Origin of the sequence: Paenibacillus sp. FSL H7-0323 (assembly GCF_038002725.1) — a bacterium.
Classification (GTDB): domain Bacteria; phylum Bacillota; class Bacilli; order Paenibacillales; family Paenibacillaceae; genus Paenibacillus_AQ; species Paenibacillus_AQ odorifer.
The window spans coordinates 2,616,271-2,638,274 of the sequence record NZ_JBBODB010000001.1 but is presented as its reverse complement, the minus strand read 5'-3'; the positions used below and the strand labels follow the sequence as shown (position 1 = coordinate 2,638,274).

The window sequence follows — 22,004 nt, the reverse complement described above, 5'->3', positions numbered from 1 at the left end:
GACTTTTTTATGAATTTCAAGAAAATTGGTGTCATCGGCGGTGGCACAATGGGACAAGGGATTGCCGAAATGCTGGCAGCCAAGGGCCTGGATGTATTGCTGGTGGAGAAAACCCCTGAGAAACTGGACTACTCCTACGAAATGATCGAGACAAGTCTAGATAAGCAACTGGAGAAATGGGCGATCACTCAAGCTGAGAAGAAGCTGATTCTTAGCCGCATTCAAAAAGTGACACATTTCGCAGAGCTGAGCTCTTGTGACATGGTTATCGAAACAATCGTTGAGGATTTAGAAGAAAAGAAAAAAATATTGAATCAACTGGATCAAGTATGTCCAAACCACATTATTCTTGCCAGCAATACGTCAACACTTAGCTTGACTGAACTTGCAAGTTCTACAATGTATCCGGAACGCGTGATCGGAATGCATTTCATATACCCTGTAGCTAAAGTGGATCTTGTTGAAATTGTACGCGGTCTGAAAACTTCAGATGCTACTTTTGAAGATACAAAATCCTTTGTTGATGAAATTGTTGAGAAAAAAGGTGTAATGATTTATGAATCCCCAGGATTTGTAACATCACGCCTCATTTGCTTGTTTATCAACGAAGCTATGCATGTACTGCAAGAGGGCGTTGCCTCCGCACAGGATATTGACGATGCTATGCGTATTGGTTATCAATTCCAATATGGACCGCTTGAAATGGCTGACAGATTTGGTCTGGATTCGGTTCTTGCTGCACTCGAAAATATGTTCCGTGAATATGGTGAGCTGAAATATCGTCCTTCCACGATCCTTAAGAAGATGGTGCGTGCAGGACAATTGGGTATGAAATCAGGCGAAGGCTTCTTCCAGTACGACAAGGATGGTGACCGTATATGAATATTCTAGTAATTAACTCCGGTAGTTCTTCTTTAAAATATCAATTGTACAATATGGCTGATGAATCCGTTTTGGCTAAAGGTTTGGTGGAACGTATCGGGATGGATTCCTCCATTCTGAACCATAAACCTACTGGTAAAGCTGAAGTAACAGAAGTAAGTGAAATTTTGGAGCATAACACAGCGATTCGTAAAGTTCTAGCTTGCCTAACGGATAAAGAGCATGGCGTTATTGAATCCATTAAAGAAATCAATGCTGTGGGTCACCGTGTAGTACATGGTGGTGAATTCTTCAAAGCTTCCGCACTTGTGGACGCTGATGCCAAGACTAAAATTCGTCAATTGTTTGACCTTGCACCCCTGCATAACCCAGCAGCAATGATGGGGATTACGGCTTCTGAAGTAAATATGCCGGGTGTACCGCAGGTTGTTGTATTCGATACTGCATTCCACCAAACAATGCCTGAAAAAGCTTATATGTACGCGATTCCTAGAGTACTGTACAATAAATATAAAGTTCGTCGTTATGGCGCACACGGTACATCACACGACTTCGTAAGCAAAGCTGCTGCGGAGTACTTGGAGCGTCCGTTGGAAGATCTGAAGATCATTACTTGTCATATCGGTAACGGAGGTAGTGTAACTGCAGTTCAAGATGGAGTGTCTGTGGATACTTCGATGGGTATGACTCCTCTGGAAGGTTTGATGATGGGGACTCGCAGTGGTGATCTTGATCCAGCAATTGTTCCTTACGTGATGAACAAGGAAGAATTGTCCGTAGGCGAAGTTAACTCCATGTTGAACAAACATAGTGGACTCCTAGCTATTTCGGGCGTAAGCAGTGATATGCGTGATATTATTGAGGGTATGGAAAAAGGTGAGCCTAATTCCACGCTAGCTTTTGAAATGTATGAGTACCGCTTGCGCAAGTATATCGGTTCTTATGCGGCTGCTATGAACGGTGTAGATGCTATCGTATTCACTGCTGGTGTTGGTGAAAATGCTTCATTGCTACGTGAGAAACTGCTAAATAACCTTACGTTCCTGGGTATTGAGTTGGATGTTGAAGCTAATAAAGTTCGCTCCGGCGACCCGCGTCGTATCTCTACGGTAGATTCCAAAGTGCAGGTGCTTGTAGTTCCGACTAACGAAGAGCTTGTCATCGCACGTGATACAAACCGTATTGTGCAAGGAATTAACGGCTAAATTAGAGGAGAGATTGAAGGCATGGCTAACAAGAGTGTAATCAAGAACGTGAATGAACATGTTGGAGAAAGTGTTGTTATCGGTTGTTGGGTAAACAACAAGCGCTCCAGTGGTAAAATTCAGTTCCTGCAGCTTCGCGATGGTACAGGTTATATTCAGGGAGTTGTAGTGAAATCAGAAGTGCCTGAAGAGGTATGGGATGCAGCTAAGAGCCTCACACAGGAAAGCTCATTGTATGTGACCGGTATTATTCGTGAGGAGCCTCGCAGTCAATCCGGTTTTGAAATGACTGTTACCGGAATTGAAGTTCTGCACCTTACAGAGAATTATCCAATTACTCCGAAAGAGCATGGCGTTGATTTCTTGATGGATCACCGTCACCTCTGGCTCCGTGCCTCGAAGCAGCGGGCTGTTCTGGTTATTCGTGCGGAGATTATCCGGGCAATCCAACAGTTCTTCAACGAGAGCGGATTTACAAAGGTGGATCCTCCGATTCTGACGCCAACGTCAGCAGAGGGAACTACTAACTTGTTCCACACGAAATACTTCGATGAGGATGCTTACCTGACCCAAAGCGGACAGTTATACATGGAAGCTGCAGCTATGGCACTGGGCCGTGTATATTCCTTTGGACCAACCTTCCGTGCGGAGAAATCAAAAACTCGTCGCCACTTGATCGAGTTCTGGATGATCGAGCCGGAAATGGCCTTCACAGATCATGAGGAAAGCTTGAAGGTTCAGGAAGAATTTATTAGCTTCGTAGTGCAATCCGTATTGAAGAATTGCCGTGCGGAGTTGGAAGCGGTAGGCCGCGATATTTCCAAGCTGGAGAATATCAAAGCACCATTCCCACGCATTACTTATGACGATGCGATCAAGTTCTTGAATGATAAAGGCTTTGAAGATATTGCTTGGGGTGATGATTTCGGTGCACCTCATGAAACAGCAATCGCTGAAGCATACGATAAACCTGTATTTATTACTCATTATCCTGCTTCATTCAAAGCGTTCTACATGAAGCCGGATCCAAATCGTCCTGAAGTCGTACTGTGTGCTGATATGATCGCTCCTGAAGGTTATGGAGAGATTATTGGGGGTTCACAGCGGATCGATGATCCTGCGCTGCTTGAAGAGCGTTATAAAGAGCACAATCTTTCGATGGATTCTTATAAATGGTACATGGATCTGCGTACTTACGGATCTGTACCTCACTCCGGTTTTGGACTTGGGCTTGAGCGTACTGTAGCTTGGATCTGTGGTCTTGACCATGTACGTGAGACTATTCCATTCCCACGTACACTGTACCGCCTCTACCCATAAGTTCTTAGGATTTGAACAAAGGGGGAAGCACATGGACGGCAAGACATGGAGTACCTGGAGCGAAGGCGTCTCCTTCGGTCTGGAGAACGGAATGGCCGTCATACCTTACGCTTTACTGAAGTATTACCGGAAGCTGAATTTAAGCGGAAGTGAAGCGATGCTGCTGATTCATCTGCTCTCCTTCAGGCAAGTGGAAGGGATTGAGTTCCCTTCTCTAGAGGAGCTTCAGGTCGTAACTGGTCGTAGCATTTCCGTTCTCGCCGGAGAATTGCAGAAGCTCATGAAGGAAGGTTTCATTAGCATCGATGGAGACAACGATGAGCTAAGAGATATCCATTATGAACGCTACAATTTCTCAGGGCTATATGGAAAGCTAGGTGCTTATCTTGCGACAGCTGTACAAGAAAATGAGCAAGATAAGGACAAAGGGGCATATGCAACATCAGCTCCCCGGGTTGCTGCGTCAGGTGGAGGATTCGGAACTCCCCCCATATCTCCTTCTTCACTTGGAGATAAAGAGGAGAGCCGGAATCTATTCAGTATTTTCGAGAAGGAATTCGGGCGCCCGCTGTCTCCAATGGAATGTGAGACGATTTCCAGCTGGGTGGATCAAGACCGATATCCTGAGGAGCTGATTCTGTTAGCACTCAAGGAATCCGTATTTGCGGGGAAGGTTCATTTTCGTTATATCGACCGGATATTGCTGGAATGGGCCCGTAACCGGGTCAAGAACGCTCAGGATGTTAAGACGTATACACAAAAATTCCGCAATGGTGGAAGATAGATCGTTTAGGAGAGAACCGTATTGCTTTAGCTATTGCTAGAGTCTGTACGGTTCTTTTTTTATTTTTTTAGATAAGTGCAGGGGTAGGCGAAGATCTCAGCGTCTATTGCTGTGGGAAGGAGGGGAGAGTCATTGAGGAAGAGCTATTAATCAAGCGAATTTGCCAAGGAGACGAAGATGCGTTTCGCCAGTTTGTAAATACATACAGTCAGCACATATACAAAATCACCTATTCTGTATTACGTGAAGTCAAAGGGGCTGAAGACGCTGCTCAGGAAGCTTTTCTTCAGATGTATAAATCTCTCCCTGACTACCGTTATCAAGGCTTAAAATCATGGATTACGCGGATCGCCTTAAATAAGGCTATTGATGCCAAACGTAAACGTGATCGGCTACGAGAGTTACCTGGTGACTATGAGCTTGTGCTGAGCCAGAGACCTTCTAATGAGGAGGATGTACTAGCCACTGTTGTCCGTCGTGACCGGATGAATCGTCTGTCGGGTGAGATCAACAATTTACCGGAGGGTCATCGGGAAATTATGGTGGCTTATTATCTGGAAAATAAAAAATATGAGCAAATTGCTGCTGAAAATGAAATTACTCTGAAGACGGTGGAGTCCAGACTATATAGGGCGAGACAATGGATGCGAAAACATTGGAAGGAGGACGAATGGCTATGATGAAGAGTGGAGAAAACCTAATTCGCCGCGAGCAGGCAAAAGCTTATCTTGAAGGGCAAGAAAATAGTTTAGAGCGAGAAGAATGGGAACTAATGCTGCTCAAGGATGAAGACACATTTGTTTCATACATGGAGATGCTGGATGAGCTAAAGGAGGATCTGCCTTCATTGGAGAATTCGTCTGCTTTTACAGAGAGAGTTATGGGAGATTGGGTGGCTACGGTGAGATCTTCAGTAGTCATAGAAGAAGTAGCGGGGCAAGAAGAAGGATCACGGCGTTATCGCTGGTATGATAAAACAATCTTTCATTATGCCGTTGCTGCTTCGTTAACGCTGTTGATTATGTCTTCCGGGATGTTTGATAAGTTACTCACGGGTGAAATGGAGCTTATTGTCCCTAAGAAAGATAATTCGCCATCTTATAGCGAACAATTCATGCAAGCCACCAGCGGATGGTTGAGCCGGATTATGGACGGAAGACAGAAATGAGAGGAGAAATGAACAATGCAACAGCAGCGTAATAAAATTAAGGGTCTTTTTCTTAATATGATTCCTGGAGCAGGTCATTATTATATGGGAAGACGACCACAAGGGATTGTTTATTTTTTGCTAAGCTTTGGTGTGTTATTTATGTCATTCTTAATCGCTATGGCTGAAGGGGATGAGGGGATTCTGGCATTGGGCGTGATCGGATTCTTACTTCTATGGATTCTTTCGATGATTCATCTGGTGATTAAATTACTGCAAATGCCCACTCCAATTGTAGCGCCTGATGGATCAATGCTGGATTTTAGTTCTACTATGCCCGTAAAGACGGAGGATAATGAACGTGTGCATGTCATCTTATTGTCTTTCATTCCTGGATTGGGTCATTTTCATATGGGGCTGATGCAGCGTGGACTATCCTTTCTGATTTCTTTTTTCGGATTCATGACCGTTATGTTATTCTTGGCTGGAATTACTTCGAGTGATGCATTTTTGCTGCTGTTTGGAGTATTGCCAGTAATTTGGCTGTATTGCATGTTTGATGCAGTTCAGTTGATCCATCGTAAACAAGCAGGTGAAATGCTTGTTGACCGCACATTATTCGAAGAGATGGAGGCTGGACGTGAGGAAGGACGACGCAGCAAAGTATTAGCGACATTACTATCCGCATTTCCTGGCGCTGGACAGATGTATCTGGGACTGCAAAAAAGAGGGCTCCAGCTCATGCTTCTTTTCTTAGGAAGTATTTATGTCATGGATCTATTGCGGTTAACATTGCTCTTTTTCCTTATCCCGGTCATTTGGTTCTATAGCTTATTCGATGGCTTACAGTTAGTTAGCCGATATGGACGTGAACCTTTGCAGGATAAGCCGGTTATCGAAGGTTTCTTAAATCATCAAGGCTGGCTCGGAGCAGTCCTGATGTGTCTCGGATTATACTTTATTGTTGTGAATGTCGCAGTTCCTGCCATTGATATCAGATTTCCAGAATGGCGGCTGGAATATCGCGTAAATGAATATTTTAAGACCATTGTCGTCTCCGTGTTATTGATTGGTGGTGGGGTGAAGCTGATGACTGGAAGTAAAAATAATAAAGGTAGAAAAGGGGCGGGGGGTCAATCTTGAATAATCCAATAGAAGTAGAGCCGGGAGTCATGGTAACTAGCGAGTTTCCAGTGAACGTAGGGAAGTCTAGAAGTTGGCGTGTAGGTACGTTGTCGATGGGACTGAGCCTTTTATTTCTCGGGGCATTAATAATGGTCTCGCAGTGGAAAGGAGCGGATGTGTTCGAGACAACGCTTGCTTGGTGGCCGCTCATTTTTATCTTACTTGGTTTAGAAATTGTAATTTACACCTTATGGTTCCGTGGTAAAGGGAAAATGTACTATGATGTGCTAAGTGTTCTGTTCGTCGGATTTCTGGCAGTGTGCTGTTTAGTATTCGCAGGAGTCAGCTCTTTAGGATTAACACAGGAACTTAGACATGTGATCTCATCTACAGAGGAGAATTATTCCTTGCCGGAATGGAAGGGGAATGTTCCACAGGGTGTAGGTACACTTATAATCCAGGCTGCCGAACCTTATGGAATTATGGTTGATCGAACGGCTGGGAATGAGTTGAATGTATTTGGGAGTTATTCCACGGCAGAAGGGCAACTCAAGCAAGAGCAAGAGAAGCGGCTGTTGCAAACTAAACAAGTCGGAGACACATTTTACGTCATTTTAGGAGACATACCTAGACATCTAGTATTCGATAACTCCAGGAATGCGTTGAACGTGACCGTTGCGGCTCCTGTAAATCTAAAGGTAATCGTAAGAGATAATTATGGAAATGTTGTAACAAGGTAAAAAAAGATCGCTTCCCACCCGATGAGGGGATGGGTTGCGATCTTTTTTTGGTTAAGAACGAAGCTCTTTCTCTAGGGCAGCACCCATTTCACGTGAGCGCTCGGCACATCGGTTAACGGCTGCAATCACAGTTTCAAAGAATTCCCCTCGTTCAAGCACTTCTATAGCTGCTTGTGTTGATCCATTAGGGGAAGTAACCTTCTTACGAAGTGCTGCGGGTTCTTCTCCCGTCTGTTGTACCATTCGGGCAGCTCCCAGCACAGTTTGAACAGTTAATTCGGTGCTTTGATCAAGTGGCAGCCCACCACGGATACCAGCGGCGATCATGGCTTCCATCATGTAATAGATATACGCAGGCCCGCTGCCTGAAATTCCGGTCAAGGTTTCCATACGTTCCTCATCAATGACTGTTGTAAGCCCGACAGCCTCAAAGATATTAAGAGCAAGGCGACGGCCTCTTTCGTCTACTTCTTTGGAGAAGGCTAGACCAGTGGCACCCAGACCGATGGAACTGGAGGTGTTAGGCATTGTGCGAACAATAGGCTGTGCTTTGCCAAGTAGACCTTGCATGGTTCGAATAGATAGACCTGCAATGACAGAAACTACAATCTGATCCGGAGAAAGAAGCGGGCCTAGTCCGCGTAAGGATTCTGCAGCATCTTTAGGTTTCATTGCCAGTACTATTACTGGTGCGTTACGTAGGTATTCTATTTTTTGTTCGGGATCATTTGTGCCTATTACACCATAACGGCTTTTTAATTCTGCCAGACGTTCACTGCTGCTGCGATTGAGCATGATGACATTATCGGACTTCACGATATTGCGGCTAATCATCCCGCGAACGATGGCTTCTGCCATGGAGCCTGCGCCATAAAAAACAATATTATGATTCATGAGTGGAACTGAAGGTTGCTGACACATGGCTAAAATCCTCCTAAAAGTTGTGTGATAGAATACTTAAACGTGTATACTAACCCCGAATTTGTCCCGTTCCGTAGATCTTATATTTGGTTGAAGTTAGTGCAGGCAGACCCATCGGGCCACGAGCGTGGAGTTTCTGGGTACTAATACCAATCTCTGCACCGAATCCAAATTCAAAGCCATCCGTGAAGCGGGTTGAGGCATTGTGATAAACAGCGGCAGCATCCACTTCTTGTAAAAAGCGTGTGGAGTTCTCCTGATCTTCTGTTACGATACATTCCGAATGTTTCGTGCCATACTGGGCGATATGCTGCATAGCTTCTTCCAAATCACTGACGATTCTAATATTAAGGATATAATCATTGTATTCTGTAGCGTAGTCTTCTACGGTTGCAGGTAATACCCATGGGACAAGAGAGATGGTTTGTTGACAGCCACGAAGTTCTACATGAACCTCACGGAATGCTTCGGCTAAGGATAACAGATATTTGCTCGCGTAATCCTGATGAACGAGTAGTGTTTCCATAGAGTTACATACCGAAGGGCGCTGAGCTTTGGCATTTAAACTAATGTTCTGTGCCATTTCTGGCAAGGCAGTTGCGTCGAGATAAGTATGGCAGATGCCTGCTCCAGTTTCAATTACGGGAACGGTTGCGTTAAGGACTACATTTTGAATAAGAGAGCTGCCTCCGCGCGGGATAATCACATCTAAAAGTCCGTTCAGCTTTAGCATTTCATCTACTGAAGAACGATTTGGGTCTTCAATCAGCTGAAGCGCGTTAGGCGGCATTGAGGTTTCAGCAAGAGCATTGTGCAGAACCTCGACAATTTTACGGTTGGAGGACAGGGCAGAGGAGCCCCCGCGCAGCACAACAGCGTTGCCGGTTTTGAGACATAGACCCGCAGCATCAACAGTAACATTGGGACGTGCTTCGTAGATGATGCCGATCACACCAATCGGAACACGCAGCTTCTGGATGTTGAGGCCGTTAGGACGTTCAATGCTTTCTAGCGTGTCACCGATAGGGTCCGGTAATACAGCGATTTGTTGCAGGCCTTCGGCAATGCTGTTAATCCGGTCAACATCTAATGCCAGCCGGTCGAGCATGGATTCCGGAGTTCCATTAAGTCTTCCTCGTTCCAAATCCTCCGCATTGGCGGTGATAATGGCGGGAGCTTCGCGGCGAAGTGCATCGGCCATGACCAGCAGTGCTTCATTCTTCTGGCCAGTTGTTAAGCTTGCTAGAACTCCTGTTGTCTCCTTGGCTAATTTACTCTTATTAATAACTTCACTCATGACGTTTCCTCCCTATATTTGAATTGAAAAAAATGTTTATCTCAGTGTAATCCATTCGTCACGGTGAATGACCTCAAGCCGGTGTACTTCTCCCAGCTTCGGTACAATTTCACGGCTTGGCAGACCTTGAATGCTGCGCAGCTGAGCATCATCGTAATTTACAATCCCACGTCCAAGCAATTTGGAGTCGGGTCCAAGGACTTCTACAACATCTCCTGCGTGAAAACTACCTTCTGTCTGTTTGACGCCTACAGGCAACAGGCTGTGTCCGCCATGTAGCAAAGCTTCTACAGCCCCTTCGTCCACGTATAGGGAGCCGAGAGGGGTAGACATAAAGCCTAGCCATTGTTTTTTGACGGTAAGAGAGGATAGCTTCGTTGCAAAATAAGTGCCCCTGCCTTCTCCCATTGCAGCAAGCTGTAAATCACCAGGTTCGGTGGCTCTTCCGACAAAGACAGGAACACCACCCCGAGTAGCAATTTTGGCCGCATCGATTTTGGATCGCATACCGCCTGTTCCAACACTAGAGCCAGCTCCACCAGCAATAGCATATATCTCTGGTGTAATGTCATCTACGAACTGATAACGGACAGCATCCGGATGGTTGCGGGGATCTCCACTGTATAAACCATCCATGTCGGTTAAGACAAGCAGTCTAGAGGCTTTTAACAGGTTGGCTACGAGCGCAGAGAGGGTATCATTATCGCCAAATTTCAGTTCATCTACGGAGACAGTGTCATTCTCGTTAAATACGGGCACCGCTCCTTGGCGAAGTAGCTCTTCTACAGTCATCATAGCGTTATTCATGGCTCTGCGGCTGCAGAAATCGGTGCGAGTCAGCAATATTTGCGCGGTAGTAATTCCATGCCGGGCAAAAGCTTCCTGATAAGCCTGCATCAGCAGTACCTGACCCACAGCCGCAGCGGCCTGCTTCTCATGCAGCAGCTTCGGACGTGCTGGATAACCGATACTGCGGAAGCCGGCGGCTACCGCACCAGAGGTTACTAACAACACCTCACAGCCGTTTTTCTTCAACTCGGCAATCTCTGAGGCAAAAAAGGAGACTGCTTCACGATTCAAACCGCCCTCGGGTCCGGTCAGCGAGCTGCTGCCTATTTTGACCACGATTCGCGTCGTCATTTCTGTCCACATCCTCTTCGTTTATTAAGTCCTGAAAACAACAAAAAGCCCCCATCCTTAGACTTAGCAAAGGACGAAAGCTTATAAACTTCCGCGGTACCACCTTCATTGATGAGGGATCATCCGACTTCATTCTCATAACGGGAGGATCCGTCCTGTTAGACACAGGCCGCTCGGGGGTAGGATTCGGAACGAAAACCGCGGTAAATTCTTTCAGCCTGTCGGAATCTACTCTCTAGGCGCGGTTAGACTCATTCTTACTGGTCCCGTCTGCACGTTTCACTTATTTTCAATAGAATACCATGGAGCTGGTTGCATTGCAAAGGGAAAACGTAGGATATATTTCTTCATGCAGAAAGCTCCATATATTATGTTTAACCTCAAAGAGAAGGGGTAAAGAACTTATAATCTGTTATCAGGAGGTGGATTAAATTGACTAAAGACAACAATGCCGAGCAGGGACAGAATCAAGATTCAAACGAAGTAGCAGAGCTTCAGAATAGTGTGACTCGTGAATTTGTGGAAGAGCACACCGGGGCTCCAGTTGATAAGGGATTGACTGATTCAAGTAAAGCACGTGTGTCGGATGATCAGAACCGCCTGATTACACAGCGTAATTTGCGTAAATAATCTAGTACTGTTAAAAGAGGTTTACCTGAAAAAGTGCCCCGGCAACCACGCGAATGGTTACTGGGGCACTTTATTTGTATATATTCTATTCTTCCGTTAATTCAGACACGGTTGATTTGAATGTTTCTACAAAAGCCTTTGCGGCCTTGGATAAATATCGTCCGCGTCGATATGCTACAACTAGCGTACGACTAGGCACTGGATCAGCGAGCGGTAAGTAGACTGGAACAAATTCACTTCGCGGTGCACGAGCGATAAAACGAGGAACAAGAGTCACGCCCATGCCTGTTGCCACTAGGGATTGAACGGTTTCCATATTATTGCTCTCGAAAACGATTCGTGGCTCGAATCCGGCTTTCCGGCACAGCTCCACAGTCATTTTGCGGAAGCCCTGACCTTCCTTAAGTACGATAAAAGGTTCGTCCTTAAGCTCTTCAAGTGAGGTCCGTGTTCCATCTAAGATTCGTTTAGCGAGCGGATGTTCAGGAGGGACTGCAAGATCAATTCTTTCCTCTCCAAGCTCTTCATAAGCTAAAGCTGGAATTTCGAGGGGTAAGGAGAGCAGGCTTAAATCGGTCTGGCCACTTGCCGTGAGCTTCTCTAGGTTCATCGACGAGTCTTCTAGCAGCGTAATTTCTACCTCAGGATAATTTTGTTTGAAAACTGGAAGCACATGCGGCAGAAGATGTGCACCTGTAATCGGCATACTGCCCACAACTACACGTCCAGTGCGCAGTTCTGATATGTCGGACATCTCTTGTCGCAGCAGCTCCACTGCGTCAATGATAATCTGGGCTTGTTCAACGAATTTAGAACCTGCGTAGGTCAGCTCAACTGAGCTGGTATTACGCTGAAAAAGCATTACGCCGAGCTCTTTTTCCAGTTTGGAAAGCTGCTGGCTGAGCGAGGGCTGGGCAATATGCAGCTTGTCCGCTGCACGTGAGAAGTTTTTTTCGGCTGCGATTTGCAGCACATACTGCAGTTGTCTCAGTTCCATATATGGACTCCTTAGGGAAATGATTTACTTATAAGTATATCCTATTGGATTATAGTTTTGTATAGGCAACCCGAAGGAGCATTCACTTCTTCGCTCCCCAGAATTTGCCGGGCCTGTTTTCAAGAATTATCCCTACTGCACTGATCGAAGTATCCGATATCCTCTCACAATATATTTATTGCGCCGGATCTTGAGAGTATCTATGAGATAACTGCATTCTGTGCAGCTATTTCGTATGCAAAAGGGATCATTTTGGTTTTAAGTGTATTCTATACAACTAAAAACCAGAGTTCCCAGCTATAGAGCGATAATTCAAGAAAATAGCTGCACAAAATACAGTTATATTCATTAACGAATGATTCACAGGAATATAGCTGTACAAAATACAACTAAACGCTCCTACACATCCAGCTTGCGCCTCGCTCCTATACATTCCGGTTGTGCATCGCACCTACATATTGCGCCTCAACACACCCTAACTCAGCTTATAGGTTCAGACTATCACTTTTATAGATATCATATCTTGGAATTATAAAGACAGGGGTGTTATTATTAGTTCATTCAAGAGAGACTCCACGCTCTCTTCCAATGAACGATTCTATTAATGAGGTGAAATTATGAGCAACAAGACAATGTTTGAGAAGATTTGGGAGAATCACGTTATTCATCAAGAGGAAGGCAAACCTAGCATTATTTATATTGATCTGCATTTGGTTCATGAAGTTACTTCTCCGCAGGCTTTTGAAGGGCTTCGCCTCAGCAACCGGAAGGTTCGCCGTCCTGAGCTGACCTTCGCAACGATGGATCATAACGTACCAACTAAAGATCGTTTTAACATTAAAGATCCAATCTCTAAGCAACAAATTGATACCCTTTCTAAGAACTGTGCTGATTTTGGTGTAAGACTGTTCGATCTGAACGATATTGATCAAGGCGTTGTACACGTAATGGGTCCTGAAATCGGCTTGACACATCCTGGAAAAACTATCGTTTGCGGCGACAGCCATACCTCCACGCATGGTGCATTCGGCGCGCTGGCATTCGGTATCGGAACTAGTGAAGTTGAACATGTAATGGCTACCCAATGTTTGCAGCAATCCAAAGCTAAGACTATGGAAGTACGCTTTACAGGCAAACGCAACCCTGGCGTAACAGCAAAAGATATGATCCTGGGTGTTATTGCTAAATACGGTACTGATTTTGCCACAGGTTATGTAATTGAGTATACAGGCGAAGCTATTCGTGAATTGTCGATGGAAGAACGTATGACTGTCTGCAATATGTCGATCGAAGGCGGAGCAAGAGCTGGCTTGATTGCCCCTGATGAAACTACTTTTAATTATCTGCGTGGACGTCAATACGTACCGCAAGGCGAGGCTTATGATGATGCTGTAGAAGCATGGAAGAGTCTTGTAAGTGACGAGGGCGCCCAGTACGATACGGTTGTTGAATTTGATGTGGAAACATTGATTCCACAAGTGACCTGGGGGACTAGCCCGGGCATGGGAACTGACATCAACTCCAGTGTACCGAATCCGGCGGACTTCACCACTGAAAATGAACGTAAAGCTGCTGAAAAGGCGCTTGAATATATGGATTTGACTCCTGGAACACCTATTTCTGAAATTCCGATCGATTATGTATTTATCGGTTCCTGCACTAACGGACGGATCGAAGATTTGAGAGCTGCAGCAGTGGTAGCTAAAGGTCATAAGGTGTCTGAAAAGGTTACTGCCATTGTTGTTCCAGGCTCGGGCCGTGTTAAGATGCAGGCTGAGAAAGAAGGACTTGATAAAGTCTTTACTGACGCTGGCTTTGAATGGCGTGAAGCGGGATGCAGCATGTGCTTGGCCATGAACCCGGATGTTCTGCAGCCTGGACAACGCTGTGCATCTACCTCGAACCGTAACTTTGAAGGACGCCAAGGACGCGGAGGACGTACACATCTTGTATCTCCAGCTATGGCAGCCGCAGCTGCGATCAAAGGTCGTTTCACTGATGTACGTGATTGGAATTATAAGACGGAAGCCGTCAGCTCATAGAACTAGAGAGAACACGGGAGGATAAAACTATGGATGCTTTTAAAAAATTAACAGGAATTGTTGCACCAGTTGACCGGGTAAATGTAGATACGGATGCGATTATTCCAAAACAGTTTTTGAAACGGATTGAACGGACGGGATTTGGACAGTTTTTGTTCTATGAATGGCGTTTTGATGAAGAAGGTAACGATAATCCAGCCTTCGAAATGAATAAACCACGTTATCAAGGGGCTTCTGTTCTGATCTCACGCGCTAACTTTGGCTGTGGATCCTCTCGGGAGCATGCACCATGGGCGATTATGGATTACGGGTTCAGAGTTGTAATTGCACCTTCTTATGCGGATATCTTCTACAATAACTGCTTTAAGAACGGCATTCTGCCGATTAAGCTTTCGGAAGAGCAAGTGGATGAATTGTTCAAACGGACAGCTGAGCATGAGGACTATAAGCTGACAGTTGATCTTGAGAACAATGCTTTACAAGATGAATTCGGACTGAGCATCAGCTTTGATCTGGATGAGCACCGTCGTCAATTCCTGCTGCAAGGCTTGGATGATATCGGTTTGACCCTTCAACATGCAGATGAAATTGCTGCTTATGAAGAGCGTCATGCTGCAAAGCTATTCTCTTAAAAAGAGGATATAACTGGTCTGATTCTTAAACTTTACAAAAAATACGCAAAACTTCTATTTCCAGGTGTCGGAAATAGAAGTTTTTTTGCTATAATCGATATATTCATTGGTCATTAAGGAAACATTTGGTGATTTCTGTCGTCTAAATACTTATCTAGGATCTATTACTTGCAGAAGGAGCGGAAAATGAGAATGAGAAGAGCTGGGCTTCGTGTATTGCTGCTTTTGTTACTGCCTTTATTATTTTTAACATCCACCGGACAAGAAGCTGCCGCAGCTGGTAGCAGCACAGGCAGAATTATTATGGACAATCAGGAACTTGCTTTGCCAAAAGGAATTAAACTCGAAAATGTAAATGGTAGCGTTATGATTCCGGTCAGAGTGGTAGTAGAGAATCTTGGATTCGAGGTGTTATGGGAGCAGCAGACCCGGAAAGTAACCGTTCACCAGGATGGTAAAAGCATTGAGCTGGCGGTAGGACGGAAAACAGCTGATGCAGATGGGGTGACATTTGATTTAAATGCAGCTCCTAAGCAGAGTGGCGGCACAGTACTTGTTCCAATTCGTTTCGTAAGCGAGCAGTTCGGCTTAAAGGTGGGCTGGGATAATGTTGATAAAACCGTCTATTTGACAGGTGGACAAGTTAGCAATCCTGCAATGACACCTGAGGGGAATACTACCAATCCAACAGCAACTAATACACCTGCTCCAACTCCAAGTGCTACGCCGGGAAATGACAACGGGACAACTGCTGGCAGTGTAGTAACTTCACCCAGCCCGACACCAGTTCCACAAACAACTACGGCACCGGGAAGCACAGCAGGAATTCCAACAGGCCTTCTAGTAAACGGGGCAGTATTCACTGAGAACCGACTTATTATCGCTGTGTCGGGGGCTACTAAGCCAAACGTTACAAAAATGAGCAACCCTGATCGAATCGTCGTAGATTTTCCGGGTGCTGCGTTCGATCCGAATTTCATTGGAAGTCTTACGGGTATTACCACCACTGGCGGTCCACAAGGTAAGCTGGACGTTGCCGGCTACCCGCTCGTTTCTGAGATCCGTTATGCACTGTTCAGTGTGAGTCCGTCCACTGTCAGATTCGTAATTCAAACGGTTGGAAATCAACCGTACCAGCTTAGTACGGATGAAAGCACCGGGCTGGTTACGATTGATTTGAATGTAACTAACAGCGGAGGCAACACCACAGGGGCTAATGGAACGTTAGGTAAGCCAATTGTAGTTCTAGATGCGGGTCATGGCGGAACTCAATCAGGAGCTGTCAGTCTCACAGGTAAGCTGGAAAAAGACTTCAATCTGGCCGTCATCCGCAAAGTACAAACGCTGTTAACGCAGGAAGCATTAGTTGACGTGGTGTTTACTCGAACTGACGATGCTACATTGGGGCTTCAGGATCGCGTGAAAATTGCGGAGGCTGCTAAAGCGAATCTCTTTATTTCAGTGCACGCGAATTCGCTAGAGGTTGGATATCCAAATAGAGATAAAATAAATGGCAGTGAAACCTATTATTCTCGCAGTGATAGTCTGCCTCTTGCTCAGATTATGCATAAGCATTTATTAGCCGCTACTGGTTTTAAAGACAACGGGATTCGTACGAAAAGCCTTCATGTTACACGGGAAACCACAATGCCAGCAGTCTTGCTAGAGGTAGGATATCTTACAAATTCAGGAAATGAATCGGCGATGTATAGTGAGCAGCTTCAAGAGAAATTAGCGAGAGAAATTGTTGCCGGAATTAAGGAATATCTGGGGCTTTAACACTTGCGGTTGGTGAGATTTCTCAATTTTTATGGAATATATTCGCAACCTTTATAGATTACCAGCGTCTAATAGAGGTCTGAGGTTGACGGAGACAGGGGCACCACGATCGCCATTCACAGGCGAATACTAGATTCTTAGAGGTGAAGAATGAAGAAATTCAGTTTGATGTTGTTATTGTTGCTCTTTGTGTTGGTTTTGCCTGAGCATGGACATGCTGCTGCCGCGAATAGCAAGATTTATCTAGACGGCAAAGAGATTACTGCAGGGCAAAAAGTACCGGTTGAAAATGTGAATGATACTATCATGGTACCGTTGAGATTGATCTCCGAGAGTCTTGGTTATACCGTGGGCTGGGATCAAAAAAGCAAAACGGTGACGATTGAACAGCAAGGGAAGGTCATCAAACTTATTGTTAATCAAAAGACAGCTTCGGTTGATGACAAAACAGTACAGCTTACCACTGCGCCTGTCCTGCGGAGTGATACGACACTTGTACCTATACGGTTCATAAGTGAGCAGTTTGGTCTCACCGTCACTTGGGATAATGCGAAGAAGATCGTGTATCTTATTACCCCAGGATCCTCAAATGAAAACGGCAGTTCTGATGGGAACTCTGGAAATGGTGGATCTGAAGTTGTTGTTCCGCCGGTAGATCCTACTAAAAATTTAACCATGATAAATGGTTTGAGCTTTAGTGAGAATCGTTTAAGCATTGCGATGGAAGGTAATTCCGAGCCAAAAGTAAGTGTAATGACAGGGCCGGATCGGTTAGTTATTGATTTTCCTAATGCCACTTTCTCAGATCTGTTTGGTACGGGACAAGTTCTTGATCCTGATCTGAATGGTAAACTGGAAGTGAAGGATTATCCTGATGTATCAGGTGTCCGGTATTCGCTTTATAGCTCCAATCCTTATACTGTACGTTTTGTAATTGATTTGAATTATCCTAAGAATTATAACATCAGCGTATCTGGGACGGATTCTAAGTTGGTTATCATTGACCTGAATGCAGAAAGTACGGATGATACTTCAACACAGCCAGGTAATGATGGCAAGAAGCTCGTAGTACTGGATGCGGGGCACGGAGCCAAAGATTCTGGTGCAGTAGGAGTAACAGGAAAATACGAAAAGAATTTTAATTTAGCTATAGTACTTAAGACAGCAGCATTGCTGAAAAAAGAAAGTAATATCGATGTCGTACTGACACGCAGTGACGATACATTCTTGGAGCTCAAGGATAGAGCGGCTATGGCTAATAATTTAAAAGCAGATCTATTCATTTCTGTACATGCTAACAGTTCCGCATCTTCTGCGGCAAGCGGGACAGAAACGTATTATCAGCGGGAAGCCAGTAAGGCCTTAGCGAAAGTAATGCATAAGTATCTTGTTGAGGCTACAGGGCTTAGTGATCGCGGTGTACGATACGGAAATTTCCATGTCATTCGTGAAACGAAAATGCCTGCTGTTCTACTTGAAGTAGGATACCTTAGCAATAAGAAGGATGAGACATTGCTCTTTACGGAAGCATTACAAAATAAAGTTGCTGCTTCAATAGTGAGTGGGATCAAGGAATATTTGGGTATAAAATAACAGACCAGTGGCAGACGAGCGCCGCAAAGTCAGCTTTCTGCTTTTATCAATAAAAAGGCAAGAAGTGGTTTTGCGGTACCTGTCTGCCCGTATTCATCTAGAGGAGGCGTTTATTAATGTTTAAACAAAAATGGACTATGGTTGGGGTTGCTGCGCTGCTTCTACTAGTGATAGCTGGCTGTGGAGATAAGCCTACTGCAGCTCCTGCTAATGGAGTGGAGCAAGATACTACAAACGTTGTAAGTGGTGCGGGAGAAAGTACCCCAGCTCCGTCTGATGATCAGGAAACCGAAGTGGCTAGCACTCCGCAACCGACAGCAGATAATACTAATGCAGAAACTCAGCCGTCTTCGAAGCCGGTAGAAAATGAGACACAAAAGCAAAGCCAGAGTATTGAAGTTTATTACACTGATTCGCAAATTATGGATTTAGTGCCTGCTAAGACTACGATTAACTACTCTGACGATGTTGAGAAATATACAGAGACGTTCAAAGCACTGCAAAGTAGTGAGAATACAGATCTTGTACCTTTGTGGGGGAAAATTGAACTGAAATCATTAAAATTCGTAGAGGGTCAAATCGTAATGGATATTCATAAACCAGATGAAGCTCAGCTTGGTGCGGGTGGAGAATCCTTTGCCATTACTTCACTTGCCAAAACTTATTTTCAATTTGCGGAAGTAAAGAGTATCGAAGTTTTAGTTGATGGTGAAAAGGTAGAAAGTCTAATGGGCCATGTGGATCTATTGCATCCTATGACTAGAGATAATTCTTAAATGGTTATGCAACAAAGGAATTAGGTATCTAGCTGACGAATTTTTAAACATACTATTTATTTGAGTCATAGAGAGGGGAATAATCTATTGTCCGCGCAAAAAAGGTCAAAACGTCCATTGAAGGCTTATTCTAATAAAGCAGTGTCGGCTGTTATGGCTGGCGTTATGGTTTTTGGTGGTGCAAGTGCAGTGTTTGCAGACACAGCTGCCACTACACCGACATCAACCACTACACAATCTGTAGGGATTTTTAGCGATGTAAAGACAGGCTTCTGGGCTGAAAAACATATTTATAAACTCGCTTCACAAGGAATTGTGGTTGGAAATAATGGATTGTTCCGTCCGGGTGATTCTGTAACTCAGCAGGAAGCAGTGCTTATGGCCCTGCGGTTTATGAAGCTGCAGGATAAAGTGGATGCTTCTTCTGCGGTAGCGTTGCCTACCGATTTTAAAGTTACGAATTATTACAAGGATTATGTTGTGTTAGCTTTTCAACAAGGATTACTCGATAAAGCAACCGAAATGGCTCCAGATAATCTGAAGACTTCTTGGGGAGAGCGTAAAGCATCCCGGGAATGGATTGCGGAGCTGCTAATCCGCTCCCTTGGAAAAAGCGCAGATGCAGCAGGGGCCGCTAGTGAGCCAACTGGCTTTTCGGATGATACCAAAGTGTCTGCCAACAAACGTGGTTACATCAACGTTGCCGTTAATTTAGGCCTAGCCAATGGACTTGACGGAAATCGTTTTGATCCGCAAGGCGCTGTAACACGTGCGCAATTGGCGACTTTTTTCAGTCGCGCTGAAGCTCACAATACGGTTGAATACGACAACACAGTATCAGGAACGATCAGTCAATTAGCAGATGGGAAACTTTCCGTCTATAACAACGGAAAGACTTCTACATATACTCTGGGAGCAAGCACTGCTTATTACACAAGTGCTTCTGAAAGCAGAATCAATCTAAGTGATGTCCAACCCTACACTAAGGTTACTGTAATTGGCGCGACATATAACGCGGCTTATGTTGAAGTGACTGACCCTACACAACAAGTAGAGACTCTGTCAGGAAACTTCGCCATGGTAGCTCCAGGTAATAAGCTTTGGTTAAAGTCACCAACAGGGTTCACTGAATACTACTACGATGAGACTACTTCCTTTGTGGATGTAAATGGAGCTGGAATTGAACCTGCTTCGCTGATAACAGACAGTGTAGTTTCACTGCAACGTGAAACGTATAGTGGTTCGCATAAAGTAGTAAAGGTTCAAGTGACTTCAGGGGTTGTTAACAAAACAACCACAGGCACTATTCAAAGTGTAGATCTTACTGGTAAAAGCATTACTTTCAAAAATACTGCGGGTACTGTAGAAACTTTTAAATGGGAAGATGGGACTTCATTATTCAGCTCCCAAGCATCAGTGCTGAAACCTGCAGATTTGAAGACAGGTAATGCGGTCAAATATACGATTCAAGATAATGTGATCCGCACTGTAGAAGTGACAGAAGGTGTTGAACGGACAGTTGATGGGGTACTCACCGAGCTGACTAGTTCCACAGTTGTTTACAAAAAAGCAGACGGAAATCGTGAGGTTAAACTGCTTGGCACTAAACCGACGATTGTTATTCCGAACATGAGTGGAGCAGTAGCTGATGATCTTATTGCTGATGCAGTAGGTGGGGACAAGATTCAGGTTACCTTAAACAGCAGCGATCAAGTCACCAAAATTGAAGTGTTAAGCCGTCAAATTGAACAGTATAGTGGAGCAGCGGTTATAGACTATAATTCTAAAACGCAGCTGTTGACGGTTATGGATACTAGCAATAAGGCACATGTGGTTCAGTTGGATGAAAAAACAAAGCTGTCCTATGAAGGTGTACTTCCTAACTTAACTAGCATCGGGGCAAGACTGACAGAGAATCGCAAGGTGAATATAAAGGCAATCGGACAACGTGCGTTATCATTGGAAGTAGTTACGAAGTACGAAGGAACCGTTACTTCAATCAATGTTGCCGCAAGAACTATAGTTATGAAGCTAAATGACGGACAGAGTCTGACACTGCCAACTCCACAGTTTATTGATATTTTTGGTAAAACAAATCCAACCGTAACAGATGTTCCTGTTGGCAGTTATGTGACAGCCTCGTTAACTGCAAATCAGGACCTAATCGCTGTCCTGAAAGTAAAGTCAGTTCTTCAGGTTGAAGCAGCAACGGTTAATTCTGGAACCAACCGTTTGAGCATCAAATGGAATGGGGGAACCAGCGAGATCAATACTTATGCTATCCCGATGACCAATGAAGCTGGTGAAAGCATTAAGCTAACAGCTTTAAAAGCGGGTGATTATCTTAACGTGACCTTCGATGGAAGCACACCGCTGGCTATCCAAGCGATTAAGCTTACAACAGGTCAGGTTAGTTCTGTAGATACCGCTGCGAATAGCTTGGTTGTGAAAGATTTTGCTGGAGCAACACAGACTTTAGCGGTGAGCGGAGGAGTCAAAATCATTCGTGATGGCTCGACAACGACTGCTCTTAGCAACTTGACCACAGGTGACCGAGTAGAGATTCGTAAGGATACGGATGGATCTACAATCGTTCGTGTAATGTCTCAACTTAGTAGAACATTCTCACGCTATGAAAGTGCAACTAACTTATTGTCGACTAAGAGAGCTAATCTAAATGATAAATATCAATTCTTTGTTCCTGTTAATGTTTATATTCATCAGGGAGATTCGACTTTATCCGTGCAATCTTTGAAAGAAAATGATAATATTATAATGTATTTCAATAATGATATTTTGGTTGAAATTGTGAAACAATAGTTGCAATGGTGGATTTCTGAGTGAATCACCGTCTTGACACAGGGGGCTTTACCTGTGTCAAGACGTTTTTTTTGAAATATAAGAAAGTATAAGTATTGCTCCTATACTGTATGTCTTATATTTCTCGCTTAAACGCTTACTGTTCTTATTAGGACAATCCAGGCGTTAATACTT

General features: G+C 44.5%; 19 protein-coding genes. 15 read left to right on the top strand and 4 right to left on the bottom strand.

Annotation, left to right across the window (positions count from 1 at the left end; translation table 11 throughout):
• Positions 1 to 9 precede the first annotated feature (9 nt).
• The 8 genes from MHH89_RS12015 to MHH89_RS11980 all read left to right on the top strand — a co-directional run bounded on the left by MHH89_RS12015 (position 10) and on the right by MHH89_RS11980 (position 7,203).
• On the top strand, positions 10 to 882 hold the full coding sequence (locus tag MHH89_RS12015; RefSeq protein WP_036676304.1) for a 3-hydroxyacyl-CoA dehydrogenase family protein: 873 nt from the start codon (positions 10 to 12) through the stop codon (positions 880 to 882).
• Positions 879 to 2,087, top strand: coding sequence for an acetate/propionate family kinase (locus tag MHH89_RS12010; protein WP_036676305.1), 1,209 nt, complete (start codon positions 879 to 881; stop codon positions 2,085 to 2,087). The genes MHH89_RS12015 and MHH89_RS12010 overlap by 4 nt, the downstream gene beginning before the upstream one ends.
• 21 nt (positions 2,088 to 2,108) lie before the next feature.
• The gene (asnS, locus tag MHH89_RS12005) at positions 2,109 to 3,407 is read left to right on the top strand and encodes an asparagine--tRNA ligase (RefSeq protein WP_036676308.1); all 1,299 of its coding nucleotides are present in this window, start codon (positions 2,109 to 2,111) and stop codon (positions 3,405 to 3,407) included.
• Positions 3,408 to 3,438: 31 nt separating this feature from the next.
• Positions 3,439 to 4,191, top strand: a complete 753-nt coding sequence (locus MHH89_RS12000; protein ID WP_076278331.1) for a DnaD domain-containing protein — start codon at positions 3,439 to 3,441, stop codon at positions 4,189 to 4,191.
• Between the two features lie 71 nt (positions 4,192 to 4,262).
• A complete protein-coding gene (locus tag MHH89_RS11995) occupies positions 4,263 to 4,871 on the top strand; it encodes an RNA polymerase sigma factor (protein ID WP_341088808.1) in 609 nt (202 codons plus the stop codon).
• A complete protein-coding gene (locus tag MHH89_RS11990; RefSeq protein WP_139330026.1) occupies positions 4,862 to 5,359 on the top strand; it encodes a hypothetical protein in 498 nt (165 codons plus the stop codon). Before MHH89_RS11995 ends, MHH89_RS11990 begins: the two co-directional genes overlap by 10 nt.
• Positions 5,360 to 5,374: 15 nt before the next feature.
• Positions 5,375 to 6,481 (top strand): hypothetical protein, encoded by a 1,107-nt coding sequence (locus tag MHH89_RS11985; protein WP_076127557.1) that lies wholly within the window; start codon positions 5,375 to 5,377, stop codon positions 6,479 to 6,481.
• Positions 6,478 to 7,203, top strand: coding sequence for a hypothetical protein (locus MHH89_RS11980; protein WP_081387077.1), 726 nt, complete (start codon positions 6,478 to 6,480; stop codon positions 7,201 to 7,203). The genes MHH89_RS11985 and MHH89_RS11980 overlap by 4 nt, the downstream gene beginning before the upstream one ends.
• Positions 7,204 to 7,254: 51 nt before the next feature.
• Here MHH89_RS11980 and proC read toward each other — a convergent pair whose 3' ends face one another.
• From proC to proB, 3 genes are read right to left on the bottom strand one after another with little or no spacing between them, the layout of a single operon-like run.
• On the bottom strand, positions 7,255 to 8,124 hold the full coding sequence (proC, locus tag MHH89_RS11975) for a pyrroline-5-carboxylate reductase (RefSeq protein WP_076134661.1): 870 nt from the start codon (positions 8,122 to 8,124) through the stop codon (positions 7,255 to 7,257).
• 49 nt (positions 8,125 to 8,173) lie between these two features.
• Positions 8,174 to 9,421, bottom strand: coding sequence for a glutamate-5-semialdehyde dehydrogenase (locus MHH89_RS11970; protein WP_076127561.1), 1,248 nt, complete (start codon positions 9,419 to 9,421; stop codon positions 8,174 to 8,176).
• A gap of 36 nt (positions 9,422 to 9,457) precedes the next feature.
• Positions 9,458 to 10,561 carry a glutamate 5-kinase gene (gene proB, locus MHH89_RS11965; protein ID WP_312150969.1) on the bottom strand — a complete coding sequence of 368 codons (1,104 nt, stop codon included), beginning with the start codon at positions 10,559 to 10,561 and terminating at the stop codon, positions 9,458 to 9,460.
• 432 nt (positions 10,562 to 10,993) lie between these two features.
• On the opposite strand from proB, the gene MHH89_RS11960 reads away from it, so the two are divergent.
• The gene (locus tag MHH89_RS11960; protein WP_076192175.1) at positions 10,994 to 11,191 is read left to right on the top strand and encodes a hypothetical protein; all 198 of its coding nucleotides are present in this window, start codon (positions 10,994 to 10,996) and stop codon (positions 11,189 to 11,191) included.
• An 85-nt stretch (positions 11,192 to 11,276) separates the two neighbouring features.
• On the opposite strand, the gene MHH89_RS11955 is transcribed toward MHH89_RS11960, so the two are convergent.
• Entirely contained in the window at positions 11,277 to 12,188 is a 912-nt protein-coding gene (locus MHH89_RS11955) for a LysR family transcriptional regulator (RefSeq protein ID WP_076101451.1), read from the bottom strand.
• Positions 12,189 to 12,805: 617 nt separating this feature from the next.
• Here MHH89_RS11955 and leuC point away from each other — a divergent pair.
• The 6 genes from leuC to MHH89_RS11925 all read left to right on the top strand — a co-directional run bounded on the left by leuC (position 12,806) and on the right by MHH89_RS11925 (position 21,830).
• Positions 12,806 to 14,230: a 3-isopropylmalate dehydratase large subunit gene (gene leuC / locus MHH89_RS11950; protein ID WP_341087202.1), complete on the top strand. Its 1,425-nt coding sequence runs from the start codon at positions 12,806 to 12,808 to the stop codon at positions 14,228 to 14,230.
• A gap of 29 nt (positions 14,231 to 14,259) precedes the next feature.
• Complete coding sequence (gene leuD, locus MHH89_RS11945; protein WP_076127570.1) at positions 14,260 to 14,862, top strand: 3-isopropylmalate dehydratase small subunit; 603 nt, start codon at positions 14,260 to 14,262, stop codon at positions 14,860 to 14,862.
• Between the two features lie 186 nt (positions 14,863 to 15,048).
• Positions 15,049 to 16,641 (top strand): N-acetylmuramoyl-L-alanine amidase family protein, encoded by a 1,593-nt coding sequence (locus MHH89_RS11940; RefSeq protein WP_341087201.1) that lies wholly within the window; start codon positions 15,049 to 15,051, stop codon positions 16,639 to 16,641.
• Between the two features lie 150 nt (positions 16,642 to 16,791).
• Complete coding sequence (locus MHH89_RS11935) at positions 16,792 to 18,234, top strand: N-acetylmuramoyl-L-alanine amidase family protein (RefSeq protein WP_076127574.1); 1,443 nt, start codon at positions 16,792 to 16,794, stop codon at positions 18,232 to 18,234.
• A gap of 116 nt (positions 18,235 to 18,350) precedes the next feature.
• Complete coding sequence (locus MHH89_RS11930; protein ID WP_076281440.1) at positions 18,351 to 19,010, top strand: GerMN domain-containing protein; 660 nt, start codon at positions 18,351 to 18,353, stop codon at positions 19,008 to 19,010.
• 87 nt (positions 19,011 to 19,097) lie between these two features.
• A complete protein-coding gene (locus MHH89_RS11925) occupies positions 19,098 to 21,830 on the top strand; it encodes an S-layer homology domain-containing protein (RefSeq protein ID WP_341087200.1) in 2,733 nt (910 codons plus the stop codon).
• The last annotated feature ends 174 nt before the right edge of the window (positions 21,831 to 22,004 follow it).